Annotated in this window: 19 protein-coding genes and 1 pseudogene; 8 read left to right on the top strand and 12 right to left on the bottom strand. The window is 72.1% G+C overall.

Annotated elements, in window-relative coordinates:
- Positions 1-36: 36 nt before the first annotated feature.
- Entirely contained in the window at positions 37-1,461 is a 1,425-nt protein-coding gene (locus tag ACFSL4_RS25785) for a lipase maturation factor family protein (protein WP_381087540.1), read from the bottom strand.
- A gap of 141 nt (positions 1,462-1,602) precedes the next feature.
- On the opposite strand from ACFSL4_RS25785, the gene ACFSL4_RS25780 reads away from it, so the two are divergent.
- A complete protein-coding gene (locus ACFSL4_RS25780; RefSeq protein ID WP_381087538.1) occupies positions 1,603-3,687 on the top strand; it encodes a SpoIIE family protein phosphatase in 2,085 nt (694 codons plus the stop codon).
- Between the two features lie 49 nt (positions 3,688-3,736).
- Positions 3,737-4,597 carry an Fpg/Nei family DNA glycosylase gene (locus ACFSL4_RS25775; protein ID WP_381087535.1) on the top strand — a complete coding sequence of 287 codons (861 nt, stop codon included), beginning with the start codon at positions 3,737-3,739 and terminating at the stop codon, positions 4,595-4,597.
- Positions 4,598-4,629: 32 nt separating this feature from the next.
- Here ACFSL4_RS25775 and ACFSL4_RS25770 read toward each other — a convergent pair whose 3' ends face one another.
- The 4 genes from ACFSL4_RS25770 to ACFSL4_RS25755 form a co-directional block, all read right to left on the bottom strand.
- Entirely contained in the window at positions 4,630-5,286 is a 657-nt protein-coding gene (locus ACFSL4_RS25770) for a zf-HC2 domain-containing protein (RefSeq protein ID WP_381087532.1), read from the bottom strand.
- A 139-nt stretch (positions 5,287-5,425) separates the two neighbouring features.
- Positions 5,426-5,941, bottom strand: coding sequence for a hypothetical protein (locus ACFSL4_RS25765; RefSeq protein WP_381087529.1), 516 nt, complete (start codon positions 5,939-5,941; stop codon positions 5,426-5,428).
- Between the two features lie 134 nt (positions 5,942-6,075).
- Positions 6,076-6,624 carry a sigma-70 family RNA polymerase sigma factor gene (locus tag ACFSL4_RS25760; protein ID WP_381087526.1) on the bottom strand — a complete coding sequence of 183 codons (549 nt, stop codon included), beginning with the start codon at positions 6,622-6,624 and terminating at the stop codon, positions 6,076-6,078.
- A gap of 381 nt (positions 6,625-7,005) precedes the next feature.
- Positions 7,006-7,467 carry a universal stress protein gene (locus ACFSL4_RS25755; protein WP_381087523.1) on the bottom strand — a complete coding sequence of 154 codons (462 nt, stop codon included), beginning with the start codon at positions 7,465-7,467 and terminating at the stop codon, positions 7,006-7,008.
- 203 nt (positions 7,468-7,670) lie between these two features.
- Between ACFSL4_RS25755 and ACFSL4_RS25750 the strand changes: the two genes are divergently transcribed.
- A complete protein-coding gene (locus tag ACFSL4_RS25750) occupies positions 7,671-8,513 on the top strand; it encodes a polysaccharide deacetylase family protein (RefSeq protein WP_381087520.1) in 843 nt (280 codons plus the stop codon).
- A 20-nt stretch (positions 8,514-8,533) separates the two neighbouring features.
- On the opposite strand, the gene ACFSL4_RS25745 is transcribed toward ACFSL4_RS25750, so the two are convergent.
- The 4 genes from ACFSL4_RS25745 to ACFSL4_RS25730 form a co-directional block, all read right to left on the bottom strand.
- A complete protein-coding gene (locus ACFSL4_RS25745; protein WP_381087517.1) occupies positions 8,534-9,199 on the bottom strand; it encodes a class F sortase in 666 nt (221 codons plus the stop codon).
- A gap of 133 nt (positions 9,200-9,332) precedes the next feature.
- Positions 9,333-9,815: a hypothetical protein gene (locus ACFSL4_RS25740; protein WP_381087514.1), complete on the bottom strand. Its 483-nt coding sequence runs from the start codon at positions 9,813-9,815 to the stop codon at positions 9,333-9,335.
- Positions 9,816-9,982: 167 nt separating this feature from the next.
- Complete coding sequence (locus ACFSL4_RS25735) at positions 9,983-10,747, bottom strand: bestrophin-like domain (RefSeq protein ID WP_381087512.1); 765 nt, start codon at positions 10,745-10,747, stop codon at positions 9,983-9,985.
- Positions 10,748-10,770: 23 nt separating this feature from the next.
- Positions 10,771-11,379, bottom strand: a complete 609-nt coding sequence (locus tag ACFSL4_RS25730; RefSeq protein ID WP_381087509.1) for a hypothetical protein — start codon at positions 11,377-11,379, stop codon at positions 10,771-10,773.
- A 298-nt stretch (positions 11,380-11,677) separates the two neighbouring features.
- Here ACFSL4_RS25730 and ACFSL4_RS25725 point away from each other — a divergent pair, with 298 nt between their 5' ends.
- The 3 genes from ACFSL4_RS25725 to ACFSL4_RS25715 all read left to right on the top strand — a co-directional run bounded on the left by ACFSL4_RS25725 (position 11,678) and on the right by ACFSL4_RS25715 (position 15,911).
- Positions 11,678-12,619 (top strand): SCO0930 family lipoprotein, encoded by a 942-nt coding sequence (locus ACFSL4_RS25725; RefSeq protein ID WP_381087506.1) that lies wholly within the window; start codon positions 11,678-11,680, stop codon positions 12,617-12,619.
- A gap of 335 nt (positions 12,620-12,954) precedes the next feature.
- Positions 12,955-13,767, top strand: a complete 813-nt coding sequence (locus ACFSL4_RS25720) for an SAM-dependent methyltransferase (protein ID WP_381087503.1) — start codon at positions 12,955-12,957, stop codon at positions 13,765-13,767.
- Positions 13,764-15,911 carry a putative bifunctional diguanylate cyclase/phosphodiesterase gene (locus tag ACFSL4_RS25715; RefSeq protein WP_381087502.1) on the top strand — a complete coding sequence of 716 codons (2,148 nt, stop codon included), beginning with the start codon at positions 13,764-13,766 and terminating at the stop codon, positions 15,909-15,911. Before ACFSL4_RS25720 ends, ACFSL4_RS25715 begins: the two co-directional genes overlap by 4 nt.
- 640 nt (positions 15,912-16,551) lie before the next feature.
- On the opposite strand, the gene ACFSL4_RS25710 is transcribed toward ACFSL4_RS25715, so the two are convergent.
- The gene (locus tag ACFSL4_RS25710; protein WP_381087499.1) at positions 16,552-17,280 is read right to left on the bottom strand and encodes a response regulator; all 729 of its coding nucleotides are present in this window, start codon (positions 17,278-17,280) and stop codon (positions 16,552-16,554) included.
- Positions 17,277-18,119 (bottom strand): sensor histidine kinase, encoded by an 843-nt coding sequence (locus ACFSL4_RS25705; RefSeq protein ID WP_381087496.1) that lies wholly within the window; start codon positions 18,117-18,119, stop codon positions 17,277-17,279. Before ACFSL4_RS25705 ends, ACFSL4_RS25710 begins: the two co-directional genes overlap by 4 nt.
- Before the next feature lie 117 nt (positions 18,120-18,236).
- Here ACFSL4_RS25705 and ACFSL4_RS25700 point away from each other — a divergent pair, with 117 nt between their 5' ends.
- The gene (locus ACFSL4_RS25700) at positions 18,237-18,962 is read left to right on the top strand and encodes an ABC transporter ATP-binding protein (RefSeq protein ID WP_381087493.1); all 726 of its coding nucleotides are present in this window, start codon (positions 18,237-18,239) and stop codon (positions 18,960-18,962) included.
- Positions 18,959-21,274 (top strand): ABC transporter permease, encoded by a 2,316-nt coding sequence (locus ACFSL4_RS25695; RefSeq protein WP_381087490.1) that lies wholly within the window; start codon positions 18,959-18,961, stop codon positions 21,272-21,274. The genes ACFSL4_RS25700 and ACFSL4_RS25695 overlap by 4 nt, the downstream gene beginning before the upstream one ends.
- A gap of 314 nt (positions 21,275-21,588) precedes the next feature.
- Here the strand turns inward: ACFSL4_RS25695 and ACFSL4_RS25690 are convergent.
- Positions 21,589-21,754 (bottom strand): annotated as a pseudogene (locus tag ACFSL4_RS25690) (IS110 family transposase); the annotation flags it as partial.

Below are 21,754 nucleotides of genomic sequence, written 5' to 3'. Positions count from 1 at the left end.
GGGCAGCCGCCCTGCCGACGGCACCACCGCCCGCGTCTACCGCCTGTGGGCGGCAGGGGCGGCCAGCCGGGTCGGCGGCATGTACTCCCGCACATAGGTGCGCTCCCAGCACGCGCCGCTCTCCTTCAGTTCGCGCCACGTGGTGAACCGGTAGCGGAACAGGCGGGCCCGTACGTAGCGCGGCGGCGCGTCGGCGGGGAAGGGGGAGCGGCGCAGCAGCCGCAGCGTGTCGCGGTCGTTCTCCAGGAGCCGTTCGACCAGGCCGCCGAACCAGGCGGCCGCGTACGCGGGGGAGAGGGCGGCGAACCACATCAGCCAGTCGAGCCGCAGATGGTACGGCGCGAACTGGCGCGGCCAGCGCCGAGGGTCGCCCGGCTTGCCCTTGAACTCGTACTCCCGCCAGTCGGAGTCCTCCCGCGGTACCTCGTCGGCCGTGCCCTCGATCACCACCTCGTACCGGGTCCGGCTGACGCTGCCGAACGCCCCGTAGGTGTTGACGAGGCGCAGCGGGTCGAACGAGCGGTTCATGACCTGGCGGCGGGAGAGCAGATTGCGCACGGGACGGTAGCTGAGGGCGAGCAGGCCCGCGCCGACCGCCAGGACCACCGCCTCGTACCACGCCGGCGCGGCCGCCGTCGCCGGGGGCGCGGCGGGGAATCCGACCGCCGACAGGGCCAGCACGATCGTGATCCAGTTCAGCCAGGAGAAGTTGCCGGACAGGACCAGCCACAGCTGGGTCACGATCATCACCGAGGCGGCGGCCGTCGCGATCGGCTGCGGCGTGAACAGCAGCACCGGCACGATCAGTTGCGTGACGTGGTTGGCCGCCACCTCCACACGGTGCAGCGGCTTCGGCAGACGGTGGAAGAACCAGCTCAGCGGGCCAGGCATCGGCTGCGTCTCGTGGTGGTGGTCCAGGCAGGTCAGCTTCCGCCAGCAGGCGTCCCCGCGGATCTTGATCAGTCCCGCGCCGAACTCGACGCGGAACAGGAGCCAGCGCAGCAGGAACAGCACGACGACCGGCGGAGCGACCGCGTCGTTGCCCAGGAACACCGCCAGGAATCCGGCCTCCAGCAACAGCGACTCCCAGCCGAAGGAGTACCAGGTCTGCCCGACGTTGACGATCGACAGATACATCGCCCAGGGGAGCAGCCACAGCAGCATCCCGGCCCACAGCGGCACACGGGAGTCCAGCCCCGCGATCAGCGCCGCCGACACCGCGCACCCCGCCCATGACCAAGCGGCGAAGAAGCGGTCCGAGTAGCGCAGGTGGAAGACGCTCGGCGCCTGGGCGAAACGCACCCGGGCGACGAACCGCGGCACCGGCAGCATTCCCCGCTCACCGATCAGCGCGCGGAACTGCAGCGCCGCGGCCAGGAAGGCGACCAGGTACACGGCGGCCAGAGCCCGTTGGAAGACCAGCCGGCTCAGCCAGTACTCCGGCGCGACGAACCAGTCCACGGTGACCGCTCCTCTCCTCCCAGTGTGACCCCGGACGCGCCCGGGCAGGCCCGTGACTCTGTGTGCACCGCTTCCACGGTTGCGTAACGCGCCCCGCGGGCAGAAGTCGAAGATCGGGGCAAACCCTGGCATGGTGGGCCCATGGCTGATCGGGGAGCGAGCGCCCTGTCACTCCCGGACGACTGGCCCGCCCACCCGGATCCGATCCTGGCGCTCAACCGCATGGGCAGTTTCGACTGGGACCTGGACACCGGACTCTTCCACATGGATGCCCGGGCCCACGAGATCTTCGACCTGCGCCCCGACGAATACGACGGCCACCCCGAGAGCCTGGCGGTCCGGGTCCCCACGGCCGAGAACCGCCGCCTCGACGCGCTGATCGCCCAGGCGATCAAGGACGGCAGCGAGAACTTCGGCGCCTACTTCCGCGTCCGCCGCCGCGACGGCACCCTGCGCTGGACCCACACCCAGGGGTACATCCGGCGTGACGAGTCGAGCCGGCCGCGCAGGATCATCGGCATCGTCCGCGACGCGACGCAGGAACTGCACGAGATCCAGGCCCGCAGCGACCAGTCACTCCAGGACGAGGCCCTGCGCCGCCAGACCGACATCGTCCAGAGCACGACCGCGGCGCTGGCCCACGCCCGCACCGTCAAGGACGTCATCGAGGTCATCAGGGACAGCCACGGCCTCACCCCTCTCGGCGCCGCCAGCCTCGTCGTGGGCCTGGTGGAGGCGGGCCGCATCCGGCTCGTCGTCGAAGGACCCAGGGAAGGGGTCGTTCCCCGCGCCGTGGTCACACGCGTCGACGACCCGTACCCGATGAGCGAGGTCGTGCGCACCCTCAGCCCGCGGTTCATCGAGTCGCCGGAGGAGTTCGCCGAGCGCTACCCGCTCCTGTGGCCGCGCCTGGCGGGCCTGCACATCACCTCGGCCGCCTATCTGCCGCTGATCGTGCAGGCCCGCCCCATCGGCGTCGTGGGACTGCTCTACGACGACCGGCGCGGCTTCACCCCCGAGGAGCGCAACGTCCTGCTCGCGCTGGGCAGCGGCATCGCCCAGAGCCTGCAGCGCGCCATGTTCTACGAGCAGGAGAAGGACCTCGCCGAGGGCCTCCAGCAGGCGATGCTGCCCCGCTCCATCCCCAGTGTGCCCGGCGCCGACGTCGCCGTCCGCTACCGCGCCGGCGGGGCCGGGCGCTCCCTCGGCCGGGACATCGGCGGCGACTGGTACGACCTGGTCCCGCTGCCCGGCGGCCGCGTCGGCGCGGTCATCGGCGACGTCCAGGGCCACGACACGCACGCGGCCGCCGTCATGGGCCAGCTGCGGATCGTCCTGCGCGCGTACGCCGCCGAGGGGCACACGCCCGCCACCGTGATGGCCCGCGCATCGGTCTTCCTGCGGGAACTCGAGACCGAACGGTTCGCGACCTGTCTGTATGCCGAGGCCGACCTGTCCACGGGCGTGGTGCAACTGGTCCGGGCCGGGCACATCGACCCGCTGGTGCGGCTGGCCGACGGAAGCTGCCGGACCCTGCCGGTCGAGGGCGGCCTGCCGCTCGGGCTGTCGGCCGAGTTCGACCGCCTCGAATATCCGGTCACCACCCACGAAATGGACGCCGGCCAGACCCTGCTGCTGTGCACCGACGGGCTGGTCGAACAGCCCGGGGCGGATCTCGACGAGGGCATGCAGGCCCTGCTGGAGCTCATCGGCACCGGCCCCGACGACGTCCACGACCTCGCCGACCGGCTCATCGAGGTGGCGAGGGAGCGCAACGGCGACGACGACGTGGCCCTGCTGCTCCTGCAGCGCCGGGGCCTGGCCCAGCGGACCGGCGGCCGGCTCCAGCAGCATGTCGCGCTCGGCGACCCCGAAGCGCTCATCGGGGCCCGGCACATGATCCGCGCCGCGGTGCGCACCTGGGGCGCCGGCGAGCGTTCCGACGAGATCGAACTCGTCGCCGACGAGCTGATCACCAACGTCCTCATGCACACCGAGGGCCCCGCGAACGTCACCCTCCGGGTCCTCACCGGTCACGACCGCAGGCTTCGTGTCGAGGTGGAGGACTCCTCCAGCGCCCTGCCCCGGCGCCGCGAGGCGGGCGAGTCCGGCCTCTCGGGCCGTGGCCTGCTGCTCGTCGACCGGCTCGCGGACGTGTGGGGCGTCGAGGCGCGCGGTGGCGGCAAGGTCGTGTGGTGCGAGTTCATGGTCCGGCCGCGCGGCTGAGGGATGCGCCGCACCCGCGCCCACGGGCGGCGGATGGCACCCTGGACACATGCCGGAACTGCCCGAGGTCGAAGCGCTCAAGGACTTCCTGGCCGACCGTCTCGTGGGCCACGAGGTGGTAAGGGTGCTGCCCGTTGCGATCAGCGTTCTGAAGACGTACGACCCTCCGGTCACCGCCGTCGAGGGGCACGAGGTCACGGCCGTGCGCCGGTACGGCAAGTTCCTCGCCCTGGAGGCCGGCGGACTGCACTTCGTCATGCACCTGGCCCGCGCGGGCTGGCTCCAGTGGCGGGACCGCCTGCCCGACGGTGTCCCCCGCCCCGGCAAGGGCCCGCTCGCCCTGCGGGTCGCCCTGGAGACGGGGGAGGGCTTCGACCTGACGGAGGCCGGCACCCAGAAGCGGCTCGCGGTGTATGTCGTACACGATCCGCAGGAGGTCTTGGGGGTGGCGCGCCTGGGCCCGGACCCGCTGGCCGCCGACTTCGACGAGCGGCGCCTCGCGCGGCTTCTCGGAGGGGAGCGCCGCCAGATCAAGGGGGCGCTGCGCGACCAGGGCCTGATCGCCGGCGTCGGGAACGCCTACAGCGACGAGATCCTGCATGCGGCGAACATGTCCCCCTTCAAGCTGGCGTCCTCGCTGTCGCCCGAGGAGACACGGCGCCTGTACGAGGCGCTGCGTGCCACGCTCGCGGAGGCGGTCGAACGCTCGCGCGGTCTGGCCGCCGGACGCCTGAAGGCGGAGAAGAAGAGCGGACTGCGGGTCCACGGCCGCACGGGACAGCCCTGCCCCGTGTGCGGCGACACGGTCCGCGAGGTGTCCTTCAGCGACTCCTCGCTGCAGTACTGCCCGACGTGCCAGACGGGCGGCAAGCCGCTGGCGGACCGCAGGATGTCGCGGCTGCTCAAGTAGAGCGGCGCACGGGGAGCGGCCCGCGCACCCGGTCAGCGCGACTTCAGGGTGATCAGGTGCCGCCCGTCCTCGGTGAGCACCTCGTAGCGGTCGATCTCCCTGGCCTGCAGTGCCGCACCGCCCTGCACGTTCGCCGCCCCGCCGTCGCCCCCGGGCATCATCCAGCTCGTCACCGTCTGCTCCGACCCGTCCTTGCCGACTGCGACGAGCCGGCAGGGGCGCGGCCCCGACGTGTCCTTGACCTTCACATCGATCTGGCTGCCCCAGACGCGGTCCTGCGTGGTGAGCTCGGCCCACACGCCCGTGTCCGGGTCCGTCCCGCTCATGGCCGTCGTGGGGGAGGACGTGCCGTGGCCGGAGAGGACCGCGACTGTCGGCCCGCCCACCGCGAACACCACGGCGGCCGCGACCGCGTACAGCCGGTGTCTGCGCCTGCCGCGGTGCTTGGCCGACACCTCGTCGAGCAGCCGCTCCAGCAGCCGGGGCCCGGGGGCCGCGAAGGGGTGCACGGACCGGGGCGTCGCCTGCCGGTACAGCAGCAGTTGCCGTGCGGCGGGGCGGAACTCGCTCACGTGCGCCGTACAGCTCGGACACTCCATGAGGTGGTCCTCGAAGCGGAAGGATTCCGCCTCGTCCAGCACGCCCAGCGCGTAGGCGCCGACGTCGCGATGCCGTTCCAGGGACCTCATACCAAATCCTCATGCCGGTGAGCGGGGTGGGGGTGGTGCTGCTGTTGCCCACCGGTACGGACCAGACCGCCGAATCACTCAAGGCGTGAGAGAAGAAGGCGGATATTCGGAGCGGTCGGCCCCGCGGATTGGTCCCGGTTCAAAAAAGATGGATCGCGAGGTGGCCGAGGGGGAGCCCGAGCTGCCAGGCGGGCGTCCAGACCTGAGGGCCGTCGTCCTCGCCGGTCACGGGGCCGCCGCCGGGCACCGCGTCCAGGTCAGGGGCGAGGAGCTCGGTCTCCTCCAGCCAGCGCCAGGCCGCCGAGGCGAGCTCCAGGTCCGGGGTGGGGCCGTCCGCCTCGGCCGCCTCGGCGCTCAGCTGCGCCATCCGCTCGCCCACCCAGTCCTGCCACGGCTGGTCGTACGCCGTCAGCGAAAGCCAGGTCTCGAGCTGCGAGACGACCCGGATGCCGGAGAGTTCGCCACTGGTGTCGGACAGGAAGATGGTCAGTGCCAGGGCATCGCGCCCGGCGCGGAACTCGAAGGACGTGGGCGGCATGAGGTCGCCGGTGCGCAGCAGTTCGTCGGCGATGTACTCGGCGTACAGCCACGCCATGGGGACGGTCAGTTCACCGTCGCCGGTGCCGTCCGTGCTCTCTTGGCCTCTGTGCAGCATCCCTTCCTGCCTTCCTCCGGTCGTGCGCGTCGCCCGAACCCGGGCCCCAGTCGGGAACACGGATGAAGCAAGCTGATTGCTCAACCATGGTCCGCAGCAAGGCGCTTTACGGAGGTTTGACTCGGCCGTCGGTTTCAGTGCAGGTCGGCCGCGTATCCCGGGAGGACCCGGCGCAGGGCGCGCAACGCGTAGTGCGCGCGAGACTTCACGGTACCGGGCGGAATCCCCAGGGCCTCGGCGGCCTCCGCCACGCTCGCCCCGTGGAAGTACACCTGCATCAGGACCTCGCGGTGCTCGGGAGTGAGAGTCTTCACAGCCCTGCGCACATCGAGCATCGCGGTGGACCGCTCGGTGTGATCGGCGATCACCCGCGCGTTCTCCAGGATGGCGTCGCCGACCTCGGCGGGACGCGCCTGGCGGGCCCGCCGCGCGTCGATGGCGAGCCGCCGCCCGACCGTCAGCAGCCAGGGGCGCACGGATTCGAAGTCATGGGCGCGGAGCGCCTCGGGGTGTTGCCAGGCACGCACGAGCGTCTCCTGCAGTAGATCCTCGGCGCGCTGGCGGTCGCCGTCGCAGAGCCTGAGCAGCAGGGCGAAGAGGGGGCGGCCGTGCTCGCGCTGCAGCTCGGCCAGCTCGTGCTCGGCGGTCGTCCCGTGGGGTGGGGTGGTGGTTCCGGCCGTCATGGGCGTTATGGCAACGCGCCCGGCGCCGCCGGGACAGTGCGGCGGCACGGCTGTGCGGTGGGCGGTCGCTGTTCGTCGGTGAACGGTGCGGTGAGCGGTCGACCGGGAGGTGTGCGGTCGTTCCCGGGGCGGGCGGGCGTCCGGGCGACGGCGGGATTTCACCGTTACCATCGGTTGCGGCGGGTCTGTATGTCGACATGTCTCCGCCGTGCCCCCATCCGGATGCCTGCACCTGCATACCAATGCCAACATTGACATGGGTATGCAGGCATGGGCTTTGCGCCTCACAGCGGGTGTGATCGCGGCTCGACCCCACCGGCCGGCCTCGGTCGCTTGTGCGAGTAGTCGAAGTGGGCGATCCGGCCGGGGAGAGCCCGGACGTCACGGCACGACCGTCACCGGCCAGCGTCCCGCCTTCACGAGCCGGACGGCCACGGAGCCGATGATGCGGTGGCCGGCCTGCTCGGACGCTCCGACCACCACCGCGTCCGCCTTCAGTTCGTCGGCCGCCTTGACCAGACCGCTGTAGGGGTCCCCACGGAAGGTGTGGAACTCCCAGCGCACCTCGAATATGTCCTTCACCCGCTCCGTGGCCTCGCGGATGTGGGTGAGCAGTTCCTCCGCGATCGTGTCGGTGGTCTCGGCCACGGGCGCCCCGAGTGCCGCACCCGCCGCCATCACCGGCTGCACGTACACCACCGCGAGCAGCGCGCGCTGCCTCCTGGCGAGACCGCCGGCGTAGGCCGCCGCGCGGAGCGAGGAGTCCGAGCCGTCCACCCCGACGACGATGACCTTGGGCCCGTCCGTACCCAGCTCGAATCGATGCGAGTGCTGTTCCGTCACGGCTGCGAGGCTATCGGAAGCCGCAGGTCCAAAGGCCCCCGCGGGGAGCGGGGAGGGCCTTCTCCGCGGCCCGGACCGCGCGGCCGGGCAAGGGGCGGGGGCCGCGCTCCGCGGGGCAACCGCCGCCGCGTCGGCGGTGGTACGCCCCGTCCGTCCGGTACATTCGGCACGGTTGCTCCCCAAGGGGGCGGAACTGGTACGTCATGAAAAAGGATCAACTGTTCACACGACGCCGGCTCTTGCTGGCCGGTGCCGCACTCATGGGTGCCGCGGGGACGGCGGGTGCGGCCCGGCTGCGCGGTGCCGACGGCCCGGCGCGGCCCGGAGGGCGGGCCACCGCGGCCGTGGGTCCGCAGGCGCCCGCCCCGCCGTCGTCCGTCTTCCGGCTGGAGCCCATGGCCGGCTACGGCCCCTCGCGCCCCGCGCCCGCCCGGATCCCCGTACCCCGCGAGCCGGTGCAGCGCCTGCCGGAACACGGCAGAGGCATGGTGCTGACCTTCGACGACGGCCCCGACCCCCGCTACACCCCCGGCATCCTGCGCACGCTGCGGGAGTACGACGTACGCGCGGTGTTCTTCGTGTGCGGGCGCATGGCCGTCGAGAACAAGGACCTGCTGCGCGAGATGGCCGACGACGGCCACCTCGTCGGCAACCACACCTGGACGCACCGGTTGCTCACCCGGCTGTCCCGGGCGGAGATCCGAGCGGAGATGGAGAGCACCTGCGCGACCATCCAGGACGCCTACGGCGAGGCACCGCTGTGGTTCCGCGCGCCGTACGGGGCCTGGAACCGGGCCGTCTTCCAACTCGGCGCCGAACTGGGCATGGAGCCGCTCGCCTGGACGGTGGACTCGCTCGACTGGACGGAACCGGGCAGCCGCAGGATCGCCGAGCAGGTGGCGGACGGTGCCGCCCCCGGCGTCATCGTGCTGTCCCACGACGCCGGAGGGGACCGCTCACAGACCGTCGAAGCGCTGGGCCGGTACCTGCCGCGGCTGCTGGACCGTGGCTACCACCTCACCGTGCCCCGGCGGAGGTTCGCCTGAGCGCATCCCGGCGGGCCGGCTCAGCGCACCTCGACCAGGCGGGCGAACACCACCACGTTGCCCTCGTACCCCTCGTCCTCGGAGAAGGCGCCCCCACAGGTGATGACGCGCAGTTCCGGAACCCCCTTGTTCCCGTAGACGGTGTCGCCGGGGAAGTTCTTCTTGTCGAAGACCTTGACACCGTAGACCCCGAACACGGCGGTCCTGCCGTCCTGGCGCTGGACCTCGACGCGGTGTCCCTTCCTGAGGCCGCCGAGCCCGTAGAAGACGGCCGGGCCCTGACTGTTGTCGACATGCCCCACGATCACGGCCGTGCCCCGCTCGCCCGGCGAGACCGCGCCGGTGAACCAGCCGGCGAGGTTCGTGTTCCCGGGCGGCGGCGCGTCCACCCAGCCGGACGGGTCCAGGGCGACCGGCACGACAGGGGCGTTGACCCCGAGTGCGGGGATGCGGACCCGGGAGACCAGCGAGAACCGCAGGGCCGCGGGCGTCCTGCCGAGGGCGGGGCCCGCGGTGCTGCGGCTGTCCGGGGCCGCCGCCGAGGCCGGCTGCGGCGGGCCCGCGCCGAACTCGCCGGAACCGTTGCGCACCAGGGCGAGGCCCGTCAGCAGAACAAGCGCGATCACCCCCCACGGGGTGCGCGTGGTGCGCCGCACCTCCGCCTCGGCCGGACCGGACGCGGACATTCACCCTCCCTTCTCGACACCGCCGTCGGCACGTCCGCCGCGCGGGTCGGCACGCCGTCGGCGGCGGCATCCGTGAGAGACGGCACTCGGCCGGACGGGTGGCGCGCGGGCTGTCGGCGCCGCGCCATGACCTTCAGGACGGTTCGCACACGGCGGGGCGCCGCCGCCACAGGTACCAGGCCGCGCCGATCGAGCCGGAGACGAGCGCCGCTCCCAGGCCGATCCGCTCGATGTCGAAGCCGCCGATGCTGCCGCCGAGGCCGGCGTGCACGCCGTGGCGCCGGTAGCGTCTGCCGGAGTCGCCGAAGAAGCCCTCGCCGTCGTCGTTGCCGCGGCCGGTGGTGACGGCGAGATGCCGCCGGCCGGACTCGGTGCCGCACGGGAACGTCGCCTCGTACGCGGAGCCGCGTTTGGCGTCGTAGGCGTTGGAGTCGGTGCCGCACTCCCCCACCGGCAGGGTGCTCCGGACACCGGGGGCGATCGTCCCCGGCCCGGCGGCGTGGGCGAACGACGCGGCGGCGTGGGCGCCGCCGCCTCCGGCAACGGCCGCGGGAGCGGTGAGCGTCAGGGCGGTGACGCCCAGCAGTGCGGCCGAAGCGACGCGTATCGCGCGCATGGTGAGCCTCCAGGTCTCCGAGGAGCCGTGCCGCGGACCGTTTCCGCCTGCGTCGGACATGCACCTCGATGAGCGAAACGCTAGGAAGGCCGGTGCCGTGGCGCGATCGCTGTCGTGCGAACGGGGCATGCGTTGCGCCGTGCGGGGGACGGCCGCGCCCCTGCCCGCTACCGGTGAAGCCCCGGGAACAGCGCCAGGAACGGCTGCGCGGAGGCGGTGAAGCCGCGGCCGTAGGGCGCGTCGAAGTCCCAGATCAGGAAGAGCAGGAAGGCGATCAGCGCGGAGAAGAGCCCGGCCAGGACCAGTTCGCGGGCCGAGCGCCGGATCTGCAGGGCGAAGACCATGCCGATGGTGACCACCGCGCCCGCGATCAGGCCGAACCACACCACCGGCGGCATGGTCGAGCCCGCCGAGTCGGCCCGGGCGGCCCGCGCCGCGTCCGCGGCCGCGACCTGGTCGAGGAGCGGCTGGTACGCCTGCGCCTGGAAGTCGGTCGCCGGTTCGTGGTCGGTGACGTCCTGACGGATCCGCTGGAGCAGTTCCCGGCCGCGGACGGTCAGCGTGCCGTGAGCGGCCATGGTCTTCCACTCGGTGGTGACGACGTGTCCGGCATACGCGTTGACGTCGGCGCGGATGCGGTCGCGGACGTCCGCCGGATAGACCCGTACCCGCTCCGAGATCTCGTGCAGCGCCTGGGCCTCGGCCTGGACATGGTCCTGGGCGGCGCCGCGGGCCTCCCAGACCCCGGCGATGGCCAGGCCCAGCACGATGGCGTACACCACGCCGATCCACATGGTCATGTATTCGATCACGTCCGGTGTCTCGGACGGATCGTCGTCCTCACCGGCCGTGCGATGGCGTAGCAGGGTCACCGCGATCACGACGGCGCAGGCGGCCGCAATCGCGAGGGTGAGAACAAGCCATTCCGACAACAGATGCCTCCAGGGATCAGCGCTCAGCGCGGACGCAGCGCGGCGACGGCGAACACCGCGGGCACGACGATGAGCAGGGTGAATGTGAGCGGCGACGGACCGTGGCGCGGTGGCCGCGGGCGTGGCATCAGGCGATGCGGCGGATAGCGCACCGGGTGGGCCGCGGGCCGTGGCCCGGGCGTGTGCGAGGGGACCGGGAGCGGGGTGCGGGCGGCGTGCCGTGCCGGCACCGGCCGGGGGCGGGGTGCCGTGGCCGGCGGCGGTGGGGGCGGCGGCGCAGGTGTCCGGGCCGGCTCCGGCCTCGGGTCCGGCGTGGGGCGGGCCGGTGGCTCGGGTGCCGGTGGGGGCGTGGGAACGGGCGGGGGCGTGGGAACGGGTGTCGGGGCCGGGCTCTGTGACGGGCACACCGGCGGCAGGGAGAGGGCGCCGCCGTCCACGAGCACGTCCGAGCCTGCCCCTGTGCCTGCGCCCGCGACCGCCACCGCCTGCGTGCCGTCCGGGCCGGTCGAGGCGGACGCGCAGGCGTCGGCCCGTGCCGTGCCGCCCGGGGCGCCCACGAGGATCCAGACGAGCGTCACCAGGGCCGGCACCCTGGTGACGAGGCCGGACCGGTTCCGTTGGGGTCGATGCACGACGGAGATCATGGGCTCGTCCGTGTCCACGCACGCGGCCGGGCCCGCGAATTGCCCCGAAGGAGGGAGATGCGCGTCCGCGAGGTTTGCCCCTGCGGGCTGCGGGCTGCGGGCTGCGGGGAGCCGGCCGCCACCACGTGAGGGCTTCGGGCCGCGGGGCGGATGGCCGAGACGCGTCACAGGGTCAGGAAAGAAATGCCCGGCCGGATTGAACACATCGGGCGCCCCCGCTCGTACCTAGTGCCGACGCGGCGCACAAAGGTCGCTGCAACCCCAATGTTGACAGCGGGAGTTGGACATGAAGACATCCTGGCGGAGCGCCTCCCTCGTGGCGACAGCTGCGGCCGTGCTGGCGCTCACGACGGCGTGCGGTCAGGAGAGCGGCCCCCAGTCGCCGGGCAGCCAGAACGTGGGGGCCACCGCTGCCCCGGGCGGTTACGGCTCCGTCACCGACCCCGGGAACGGCTATGGGGCGGACTCCACCAGTGCGCCGAGTGCCTCCCCGAACGGGCAGCGCGCGGGCCAGCTGGCCGTCGTCGACAACGCGAAGCTCGGCAAGATCATCACCGATGGCACGGGCCTCACCCTCTACCGCTTCGACCAGGACACGGCCGAACCGCCGAAGTCCACCTGCGACGGCGACTGCGCGAAGACGTGGCCGCCCGTTCCCGCGGAGGGTGCCACGGCCGCCTCCGGCATCGACACGTCCCTGCTCGGCGAGGTCACCCGCACCGACGGCACCAAGCAACTGACCGTCGCCGGCTGGCCGATGTACCGCTACGCCAAGGACACCAAGGCCGGCGACACCAACGGCCAGGGAGCCAAGGGCACCTGGTTCGCCACCGCGCCCACCGGCAAGAAGGCCGGCGCGGCCCTGCCGGGCCTGTCCGTCCGCAACGACCCCGAGCTCGGCCCGATCGTCGTCGACAAGAACGGCATGACGGTCTACCGCTTCATGAAGGACGAGGCATGGCCGAAGCCGGTGTCGCGGTGCACGGGCGCCTGCCTGGAGAAGTGGCCGGTCGTGGCACCGGTCCCGGCCGGGGACACCAAGGGTGTCAAGAAGAAGGGCCTCATGGGCTTCACCCGCCCCGACGGTCAGAAGCAGATGACCGTCAACTGCTGGCCCATCTACACCTTCTCCGGTGACACGGCCCCCGGAGAGACCAACGGTCAGGGCGTGGGCGGCACCTGGTACGCCGTCTCGCCCGACGGAAAGCCGGTCGGCGCGCCCAAGTAGAGATCACCTTCCCCAGGGTCGATCGATCGTCTCGCCCAGTCAGCCACGGAACGCGAAGGGAGTGGACTGAGAAGCAGGAGTGCCGGACGCACGCAACACAGGCGCGCACGACCCGGTCCGCTCCCTCCGCACCGCACGGGGGGAGCGGACCGCTTCGGCATGTCCGGGACACGACGCGGACGCAGGGGCGCGGTCGTGAGTCGTGGCACGTGCCGCAGGCAGTGACCGGGAACGGATGGTCAATTTCCGTTTCCGGTCGCTCGGTTGGCGGACGATCAGTAGCCTCTGCTCGAACACCGGATCGCCATACCGCCGCCTACGCCTTGGAGAACTACATGGAGCGCCCCGCCTGGGCCCCACGGAACATCGACATCTCCGTGCCGAGCGTGTCCCGCATGTACGACTTCTACCTGGGCGGATCGCACAACTTCGAGGTCGACCGGGAGGCCGCGCGCCAGGCCATGGAGTTCATGCCGGGACTCCCCAAGATCATGCAGGCGAACCGGGCGTTCATGCGCCGCGCGGTGCGTTTCGCCGCCGGGGAGGGCATCACCCAGTTCCTCGACATCGGTTCGGGCATCCCGACCTTCGGCAACGTCCACGAAGTGGCGCGGGGGGCACGGCCCGGCGCGCGCGTCGTGTACGTCGACCACGACCCGGTGGCGGTCGCGCACAGCCAGGCCGTCCTGGAGGGCGACGAGGACGCCGACGTCGTCGCGGCCGATCTCCTCATGCCCCAGGACATCCTGGCGAGCCCTCAGGTGGAGCGCCTGATCGACCTGAACCGCCCGGTAGCACTCCTTCTGGTTGCCATACTGCACTTCGTGGAGGACGCGGACGACCCGTACGGCGCGGTGGCCGAGTTGCGCGACGCGCTCGCGCCGGGCAGCCTGCTGGTCCTCACGCACGCCTCGTACGAGGGAGTCCCGCTCGCGCAGGAGCAGGCCGAGGGCGCTGTCGACGTGTACAAGAACATCCGCAATCCGCTGATCATGCGCTCGCGCGAGGAGATCGCGCGGTTCTTCGAGGGGTACGACATGGTGGAACCCGGGCTGGTGCCGATGCCGATCTGGCGGCCCGACACGGCGCCCGAGGACGAGGATCCGTATTCCTTCTCGGGGTTCGCCGGCGTGGGGCGCTCGGCGTGACCGCGGAGCCGGGCGGGCCGGAGGACAGACTGCGCAGGTTCGCGACGATCTGGAGCCGGGCGGTCTTCCCGGCGACCTCGACGTCGCTGACCCGGCCCGAGTTCGAGGAGCAGCTGCTGCCGCTGGCCCGGCGTCTGCGCGACGCGCTGCGGGCGAGGGCGTTCGACGCCCCCGCGGCCAGGAGGATCGGCGCGGCGCTCATCGAGGCGCACTGCACCGACCCCGAGACGCTCAGCCGCACGCTCGACTGCGTCGACGCCTACCTGGTGCTCTACTGCGGCGACCCGGATGCCCCGGCGGAGGCGCAGGAGGCCCTGCGGACCCGCTGCTCGCGGTTGCAGCACGCGATGGCCGCCGGGTTCGCCGAGGCCCTGCGGGAGCGGACACTGGCCGAACAAGAGGCGATCTCACGGGCCGCCCTCACCGCCCAGGGCGTGGTGGCGCAGGCCCTGCACACCAGTGAGGCCCGCTTCCGCGCGGTCTTCGAGGGCGCGGCCATAGGGATCGCCATCGCGGACCTCGACGGCAACATGCTGGAGTTCAACGGCGCGCTGCTGCGCATGTTCGGCGGCTCGGAGAACCTGATGCGCGGCCGCAACGTCACCGAGTGGACCCATCCGGAGGACGCGCCGCAGGTCTGGCGCCTGTACGAGGAACTCGTCCGGGGCGAGCGCGAGCACTACCACGTCGAAAAGGCCTTCTACCGGCCCGACGGAACGGTTCTGTGGACCAACCTCACGGTGTCCCTGCTGCGCGACGCCGACGGGTGCCCCCAGTACCAGCTCGCCCTCATGGAGGACACCACCGAGCGGCGGCTGCTCAACCTCCGGCTGCGCTACGAGGCCACGCACGACGCGCTCACCGGGCTGCCCAACCGCACCCTCTTCTTCGAGCGCCTGGAGAAGGCCCTCGCGGCGGGCGGGGGACAGCGGTTCGGCCTGTGCTACCTCGACCTCGACGGTTTCAAGACCATCAACGACAGCCTCGGGCACGCGGCCGGCGACCGGCTGCTCGTCGAGGTCGCCGACCGGCTGCAGGCGTGCGCCACCGCGCCCGGCGAGATGGTGGCGCGCCTGGGCGGGGACGAGTTCGTGGCGCTGACCACCGGGCCCGACACCGAGCGCGGGGTCGACGAGCTCGCCGCACGCATCATGAACGCGCTGGTCACCCCGATCGGCATCGACGGGCGCGAGCTGACTGTGCGGGGCAGCATCGGCATCGTGGAGGGCCCGGTGGGGGAGCGCGGCCCGGCCGAGGTGCTGCGCAGCGCCGACATCACCATGTACCGGGCCAAGTCCGCGGGCGGCAACCGCTTCGAACTCGCCGACCCCGAGGCCGACGCGCGCGCCATCACACGGCACGGGCTGACCACGGCGCTGCCCACCGCGCTGGACCGGGGCGAGTTCTTCATCGAGTACCAGCCGCTGGTGCACCTCGGCGACGGCACCGTGCGCGGCGCGGAGGCCCTGGTGCGCTGGTTGCATCCGCAGCACGGCGTGCTCGGTCCCGACCGCTTCATCCCGCTGGCCGAGCGTACCGGGCTGATCGTGCCGCTGGGCCGCTGGGTCCTCGAAGAGGCGGTACGGCAGGCCCGGGCATGGCAGGAGAGACACGAGCGGACGGGCCCGTTGCGCATCAACGTCAACCTCTCACCGTGCCAGCTCACCCATCCCGGACTGGTCTCCGACACCGTCGACATCCTGGAGCAGTCCGGCCTCGAACCGGACGCGCTGTGTTTGGAGGTGACGGAGTCGGCGCTCATCGGCGCGGACGACGACCTGCTCAAGCCGCTGCGGCGACTGGCCGAGATGGGCGTGGACATCGCCCTCGACGACTTCGGCACGGGCTACTCGAACCTCGCCAACCTGCGCAGGCTGCCGGTGCGGATCCTGAAGCTGGACCGTTCCTTCACCCAGGGCATGCAGCAGTACCCGGCCGACCCCGTCGACCTCAAGATCGTCGAAGGGATCGTCTCCCTCGCCCACAGCCTGGACCTCGCCGTCACCGTGGAGGGCGTGGAGACCGGCGCCCAGGCCGAGCAGCTGCGGATACTGGGCTGCGACACGGCCCAGGGCTGGTACTACGCCCGCCCCGGCCCACCGGACCGGCTGCACGAACTGGCGCTGGTGGACGCGACGGGCTGAGCGGGCCCGCCCCACGGACGCGCGGTGCCGGCGGCGTCCGCGCGGTGGGCCTGCCGCGCACCGACGCGCCCCTCGTGCACGGCGGCCCGCCGGCGGTCACCGGCCCGTGGTGTCCCTGATGGCGTCCCGCCGGGTGCAGCGCCGTTGCCTTCGGAGCGCGCGCCCTGTCAAGGGGCGGGACCCCTGGTGGTCCCCTTGGTGCCGAAGCCTGGGGACGAGCGATCCGGGGGCCGCGTTGTCACAGGAGTCCGTCAGTGTCCGGTCCGGGGCACCATCGTCGGACGTGTACGCGCCCGGCCGGCCGGGCGAGTTGACGCACGTCATCGACCCCGACCCGGTCGATGCGGTGCTCGATGGCACCGGTGCCCGCGAGCACAGGGTTCGGGGTCCGGGTAGGAACGGAACAGGAAACCGGCATAGCTGTCAGAATTCTTGACGTCCGGTGTTCGGTGCACTCGCTGGAGGTGCCACCTGTTGGCGGAGCTTGCCATGATCGTCGGCGCGCGGCAGGTCAGGCGGCGCAGGTTGCCGCCCGTGGCGAAGCACGTCCGTTGGGACGACGATGCCGAGGTCTCGATCGTCCGTGACTGATGTGGAACGACGGTGGCTCAGGACGCTTCTGAGCGGAACCTGGCCCGGGTCACCGTCCGCCCACCGGGCGCTGCTGCCTCCCACCCGGCGAGACCAGGCCCGTCTCGTACGCGAGAACCACCGCCTGGGCGCGGTCGCGGAGGTTGAGCTTGGCGAAGATCCGCGCCACGTGCGTCTTCACCGTCGACTCGGTGAGCGTCAGCTCGCTCGCCAGCTCGCTGTTGGAGAAGCCATGCCCCAGCAGTGTCAGCACCTCCCGCTCGCGCGGCGTCAGCGGGGCCAAGTCGCGGTGCGGCGCCGGGGCTTGGGTGGAGGTGGCCGGGGTGGGGGCGCCGGTCGCGAAGCGTTCGACGAGCCGCCGCGTGATCGAGGGCGCGAGTAGCGCGTCCCCTGTGTCCACCAGGCGTACGGCGGCGGCGAGATGGGCCGATGTGACGTCCTTGAGCAGGAAGCCGCTGGCGCCTGCGGCGAGGGCGGCGTACACGTAGTGGTCGAGGTCGAAGGTGGTCAGCATGATCACCCGGCACCGGGGGACCTGGACGAGGATCCGGCGGGCGGCCTCCAGGCCGTCCATTCCGGGCATCCGGATGTCCAACAGCGCGACGTCCGGACGGTGTTCGAGCACCTTGGCGACCGCCTCGGCGCCGTCGGAGGCCTCGCCCACCACGTCGATCCCGCGGGCGGTCAGGATCATCCGGAACCCGGTGCGGACCAGCTCTTGGTCGTCGGCGATCACGACCCGGGGCCCGAGCCGGCCGGTTGAGGGCGCGTCCGTCACGGCCGGTCCAGCGGGATGCGCGCGCGGATGCGGAAGCCGCCGCCGATGCGGCGCCGGGCGTCGAGGTCGCCGCCGTAGACGGCGACCCGCTCGCTCAGGCCGAGCAGCCCGCGCCCCGTCCCGTCGGCCCGCCGCTCGGGACCAGCCGCGTCCCCGGTAAGCACGCTCGGCCCGCTGTTCAGCACCTCCACCCGCAGATAGTGGTCCGCGTAGCGCACCGTCACCTCCGCCTTCACCCCGTTCCCGTGCTTGAGCGCGTTGGTCAGCGCCTCCTGGATGATCCGGTACGCCGTCACGTCGATTCCGCCCGGCAGCGGCCGCGGCTCGCCGGAGATCCGCACCTGGACCGGCAGGCCGGCGAAGGCGAACCGGTCGATCAGCGGGCTGAGCCGACCAAGGCTCGGCTGCGGCGCGAAGCCGTCCTGGTCCGGCTCGTCGGCGCCGTCCGGCGCGGGGGCGAGCAGGCCTAGCAGGTGTCGCAGTTCGGTCATCGCGTTCCGCCCGGCGGTCTCAACGGCCGTCATCGCGGCCGTTGCCTCCTCCGGCATGGTGGCCAGCACCTCACGGGCCGCACCGGCCTGCACAACCATCAGGCTCACGTTGTGACTGACGATGTCGTGCAGCTCCGTGGCGATCCTGGCCCGCTCGGCGTCGACGGCCGTGCGCGCCGCGCTCTGCCGCTCCCGCTCCAGCAGCCAGCCGCGCTCGCCTATTGCCGCCCGGTACGCGCGCCGCGCCCGGGCGAGCGCCACGGCCAGCCAGCCGGCCGCGCCTGCTGCCACCAGGGCGGCGATCCAGCCCGCATTCGTTCCCCACACGCCGCCAGCTTCCCAGCTCACGGCGTGGTCCACATCATTCGGGGGTGCCGCCTGTGTACATCCCCGGTACTACGGGCCCGGACAGTTACATCCCGGGTGGGACGCATGGTCGGGCCCGCCGCTTCTAACGTCACGGCCATGAGCAATGATCACGATGGGACCACCCGGCCGGGCGACACGCAGATCGTCGTCGAACTGTCCGAGGTCCACAAGGAGTTCGGAGACACCAAGGCTCTGGACGGCATCGACCTGCGGATCCGCGCCGGCGAGGCGGTCGCCGTGATGGGCCCGTCCGGCTGCGGCAAGTCCACCCTGCTCAACATGGTCGCCGGCCTGGACCGGCCCACCTGCGGCACGGTCCGGGTGCACGGCCAGGATCTGGGGCAGTTGAACGAGACCGGACTGGCACTGTTCCGCCGCCGGCACATCGGCATGATCTTCCAGTTCTTCAACCTCATCGACGACCTGCCGGCACTCGACAACGTGGCCATTGCCGCCCAGCTGACCGGCACCCCGGCGCGCCTGGCGCGCCGGCGGGCGCTGGAGCTGCTGGACGAACTCGGAGTCGCCCACCGCAAGGACACCTACCCGGCCGCCCTCAGCGGCGGCGAGCGCCAACGAGTGTCCGTCGCCCGGGCGCTGATGAACCGTCCGGCGCTGCTGCTGGCGGATGAGCCGACCGGCGCCTTGGACAGCCTTTCTGGCGAGCAGGTGATGGACCTGCTGATCGACCTCAACCAGATCGGGCAGACGCTGCTGATCGTCACCCACGACCCGCACCTGGCCACCCGCTGTGCCAGTCGGCTGGTGGAGGTCGCGGACGGCAGGGTCGCCCGCGAGCGTTCCCTGGAGCAGGCCGCATGACCGGGGCCGTGTGGCGGGCCTCGCGCGCGGCGGTCAAGCGGCGCAGGCTCCAGACGATCGTGATCGGCCTGGTCGTCTTCTGCTCGACCACGACCATCCTGCTCGCTCTCGCCGTCATGGGCGCCGCGCGGGCGCCTTTCGACGTGGCCTTCGGCCAGCAGCGCGGCGCCCACGTGGTCGCGACGTTCGACACCGCCAAGGCCCCGGCGGAGCGGTTGGCCGCCACCGCCAAGCGGCCGGGCGTCGAGGCCGCCGCCGGGCCCTTCGCCCAGGTGACCCTGGACATCCCGACCGACTGGCTGGGCAACGCGCCCGGGCCGATCACCCTGGTGGGCCGGGCCGACCCGGCGGGCCCGGTGGACCGCGTCACGCTGCTCGCGGGCCGCTGGGCCACCCAGCCGGGCGAGGTCGTCGTCCAGACGAGCTTCCGGGGCACCGGCTGGGATGTTCTGCTGGATCGGACGATCGCACCCGCCGGCGCCCCGCCGCTCACCGTGGTCGGCGTCGCCACCAGCATGAGCAAGTCGGCGGGCGGCTGGATCACGCCCGAGCAGGTGGCTGCCCTGCATCCCGTCTCCGCGCAGATGCTCTACCGCTTCACCGACGCCTCGACCGAGGACAGGGTGAAGGCGGACCTTGCCAGGGCCACCAAGGGTCTGCCCGGGGACGCGCTGACCAGCGCGCAGTCCTACTTGACCCTCAAGCAGGCGTTCTCCGCCCCGGCCGACTCCTACCTGCCGTTCATGTCGGTCTTCGGCGGGCTCGGCCTGGTGGTGGCCGTCCTGATCGTCGGGAACGTGGTGAGCGGTGCGGTGGTGTCCGGCTACCGGCACATCGGCGTTCTCAAGGCGCTCGGCTTCACCCCGCGTCAAGTCGTCACCGTCTACGTCACGATGGTCTCGGTGCCCGCGGTCGTCGGCAGCGTCCTCGGTACTGTGGTCGGCTGGGCGCTGGCCCGGCCGATCATCGACACCGCCTTCTCCGGGGTCGGGACCGGCACCGCCGCGCTCGACCCCCCGCTCTGGCTGCCGTTCGCCTGCCTGGTCGGCGTGCCGCTGCTGGTCGCCGTCGCCGCCTTCCTCCCGGCCTCGCGCGCCCACCGGATCTCCGCCGCCGAGGCGATCACCGCCGGCAGCGCGCCGCGGACCGGGCGCGGCCTGCGGATCCAGCGCTGGCTGAGCGGCACCCGGCTGCCGCGCGCGGTCAGCCTCGGCCTGGGCCAGCCCTTCGCCCGCCCGGCCCGGACGGCGCTCACCATGTCGTCCATCGTCCTGGGCGTGGTCACGGTGACCTTCGCCACCGGTCTAAGCGCCACGCTGCTCGCCTCGCTTGAGCCGCCGGAGGCGGACAACGGCCGCACCTTCGTCCACGTGCAGGTGGGCTCGGCCGATGCTCACCAGAGGGTGCCGAAGCTGACCGACGGCCAGATCGAGGCTGAGCTGCGTTCCACCCCCGGAGCCGACCAGGTGACCTCGCGAGCGTTCGAACAGGCCGCTGTGGTCGGTTACACCCAGCCTGTGTTCGTCGACTTCTACGGTGGTGACGCCGTCGAGCGGCCACTGCACGTGGTCAAGGGACGCCCGGCGACCGGGCCGGGCGAGGCGATCGCCGGGCCCGCGTTCCTGGACCAGCACGGACTCAAGCTCGGCGACCGGATCACCTTGGACCTCGGTGGCCGACTGCTGCCCCTGACCATCGTCGGCGAACCTCTCCAGGGCAACGCGCGGTCGGTGCAGTCCAACGCGGCGACCCTGGCCAGGCTCGGCATGAAGCTGCACGTGGTCGAGTACTCCGTGCGGCTCGCTCCCGGCGCGGACGCCGACGCCTGCATCAAGGCGATCAAGGAGGCCGATCCAGGGCTCTACCCAAACGTGGTGACGCACCAGGCGCCCGGCCCCATCGCGTCGGTCATCAGCTTCTCGACGATCTTCACCATCCTGCTGTGCGTGGTCGCCTCACTCGGCGTCTTCAACACCGTGCTGCTGAACATACGGGAACGCCGCAGGGACATCGGCATGCTGAAGTCGATCGGCATGACGCCGCGCCAGGTCGTCGCGATGACGGTGACCTCGGTCTCTGGGCTGGGCGTGGTCAGCGGAATCATCGGCGTCCCGGTCGGGATGGTCGCCCATCGGCTGATTGTCGAGCACATCAAGATCCTGGTGTTCCCGGAGTCGATGATCAATGTCTGGCACGCCCCGGTGCTGGTCGCCGTCGCCCTGGCGGGCGTCTTCATCGCCGTCCTCGGCGCGCTGCTCCCGTCCCGCAGGGCGGCACAGCTGCCCATCGCCGAGGTACTGCACAACGAGTGACGCACGTTCTGCCGGGCCGAGCGACGAGCGGGGGGTGTCGCCCGGCCCGGTCGCGCGGGTGGAAATGCCCCGCGTGCAGTCAGCGCGAGCTGACGCTGTCTGTTGCTGCGGCCGGGCGGGGGGTGCCCCTATCTGTTTCGTCAACCCTGGCAGGGCTGGTTCGTAGGGGTTGGTGCTGGTTTTCGGGAACGTCACGCGAAGCGTGATGTTCCCGGCGGATCGGGCGCCGTGCGGGCAGGCCGGTGGCCGGCCTGGCGGGGGTGGCCGTGCCGGCGCGCGGGTGTGACGGGCGGGAAGGGTAGGCGGTGGGGCGTTCAGGCGGCGAGGTCGAGGCTGCGGGGTTCGTAGAAAGCCCCGGTGCGGATCATCGCGTGGATGACGTTCACCCGTTGCCGCGCCAGGCGGAGGATGGCCTGGGTGTGGGTCTTGCCGCGGGCGCGCTGACGGTCGTAGTAGACCCGCGAGGACAGGTCGCTCTTG

It is taken from the genome of Streptomyces caeni, from assembly GCF_042678285.1.
In the GTDB taxonomy this organism is placed as follows: domain Bacteria; phylum Actinomycetota; class Actinomycetes; order Streptomycetales; family Streptomycetaceae; genus Streptomyces; species Streptomyces caeni.
The sequence above is the reverse complement of the archived record's forward strand: the minus strand, read 5'-3'. Positions and strand labels throughout refer to the sequence as shown.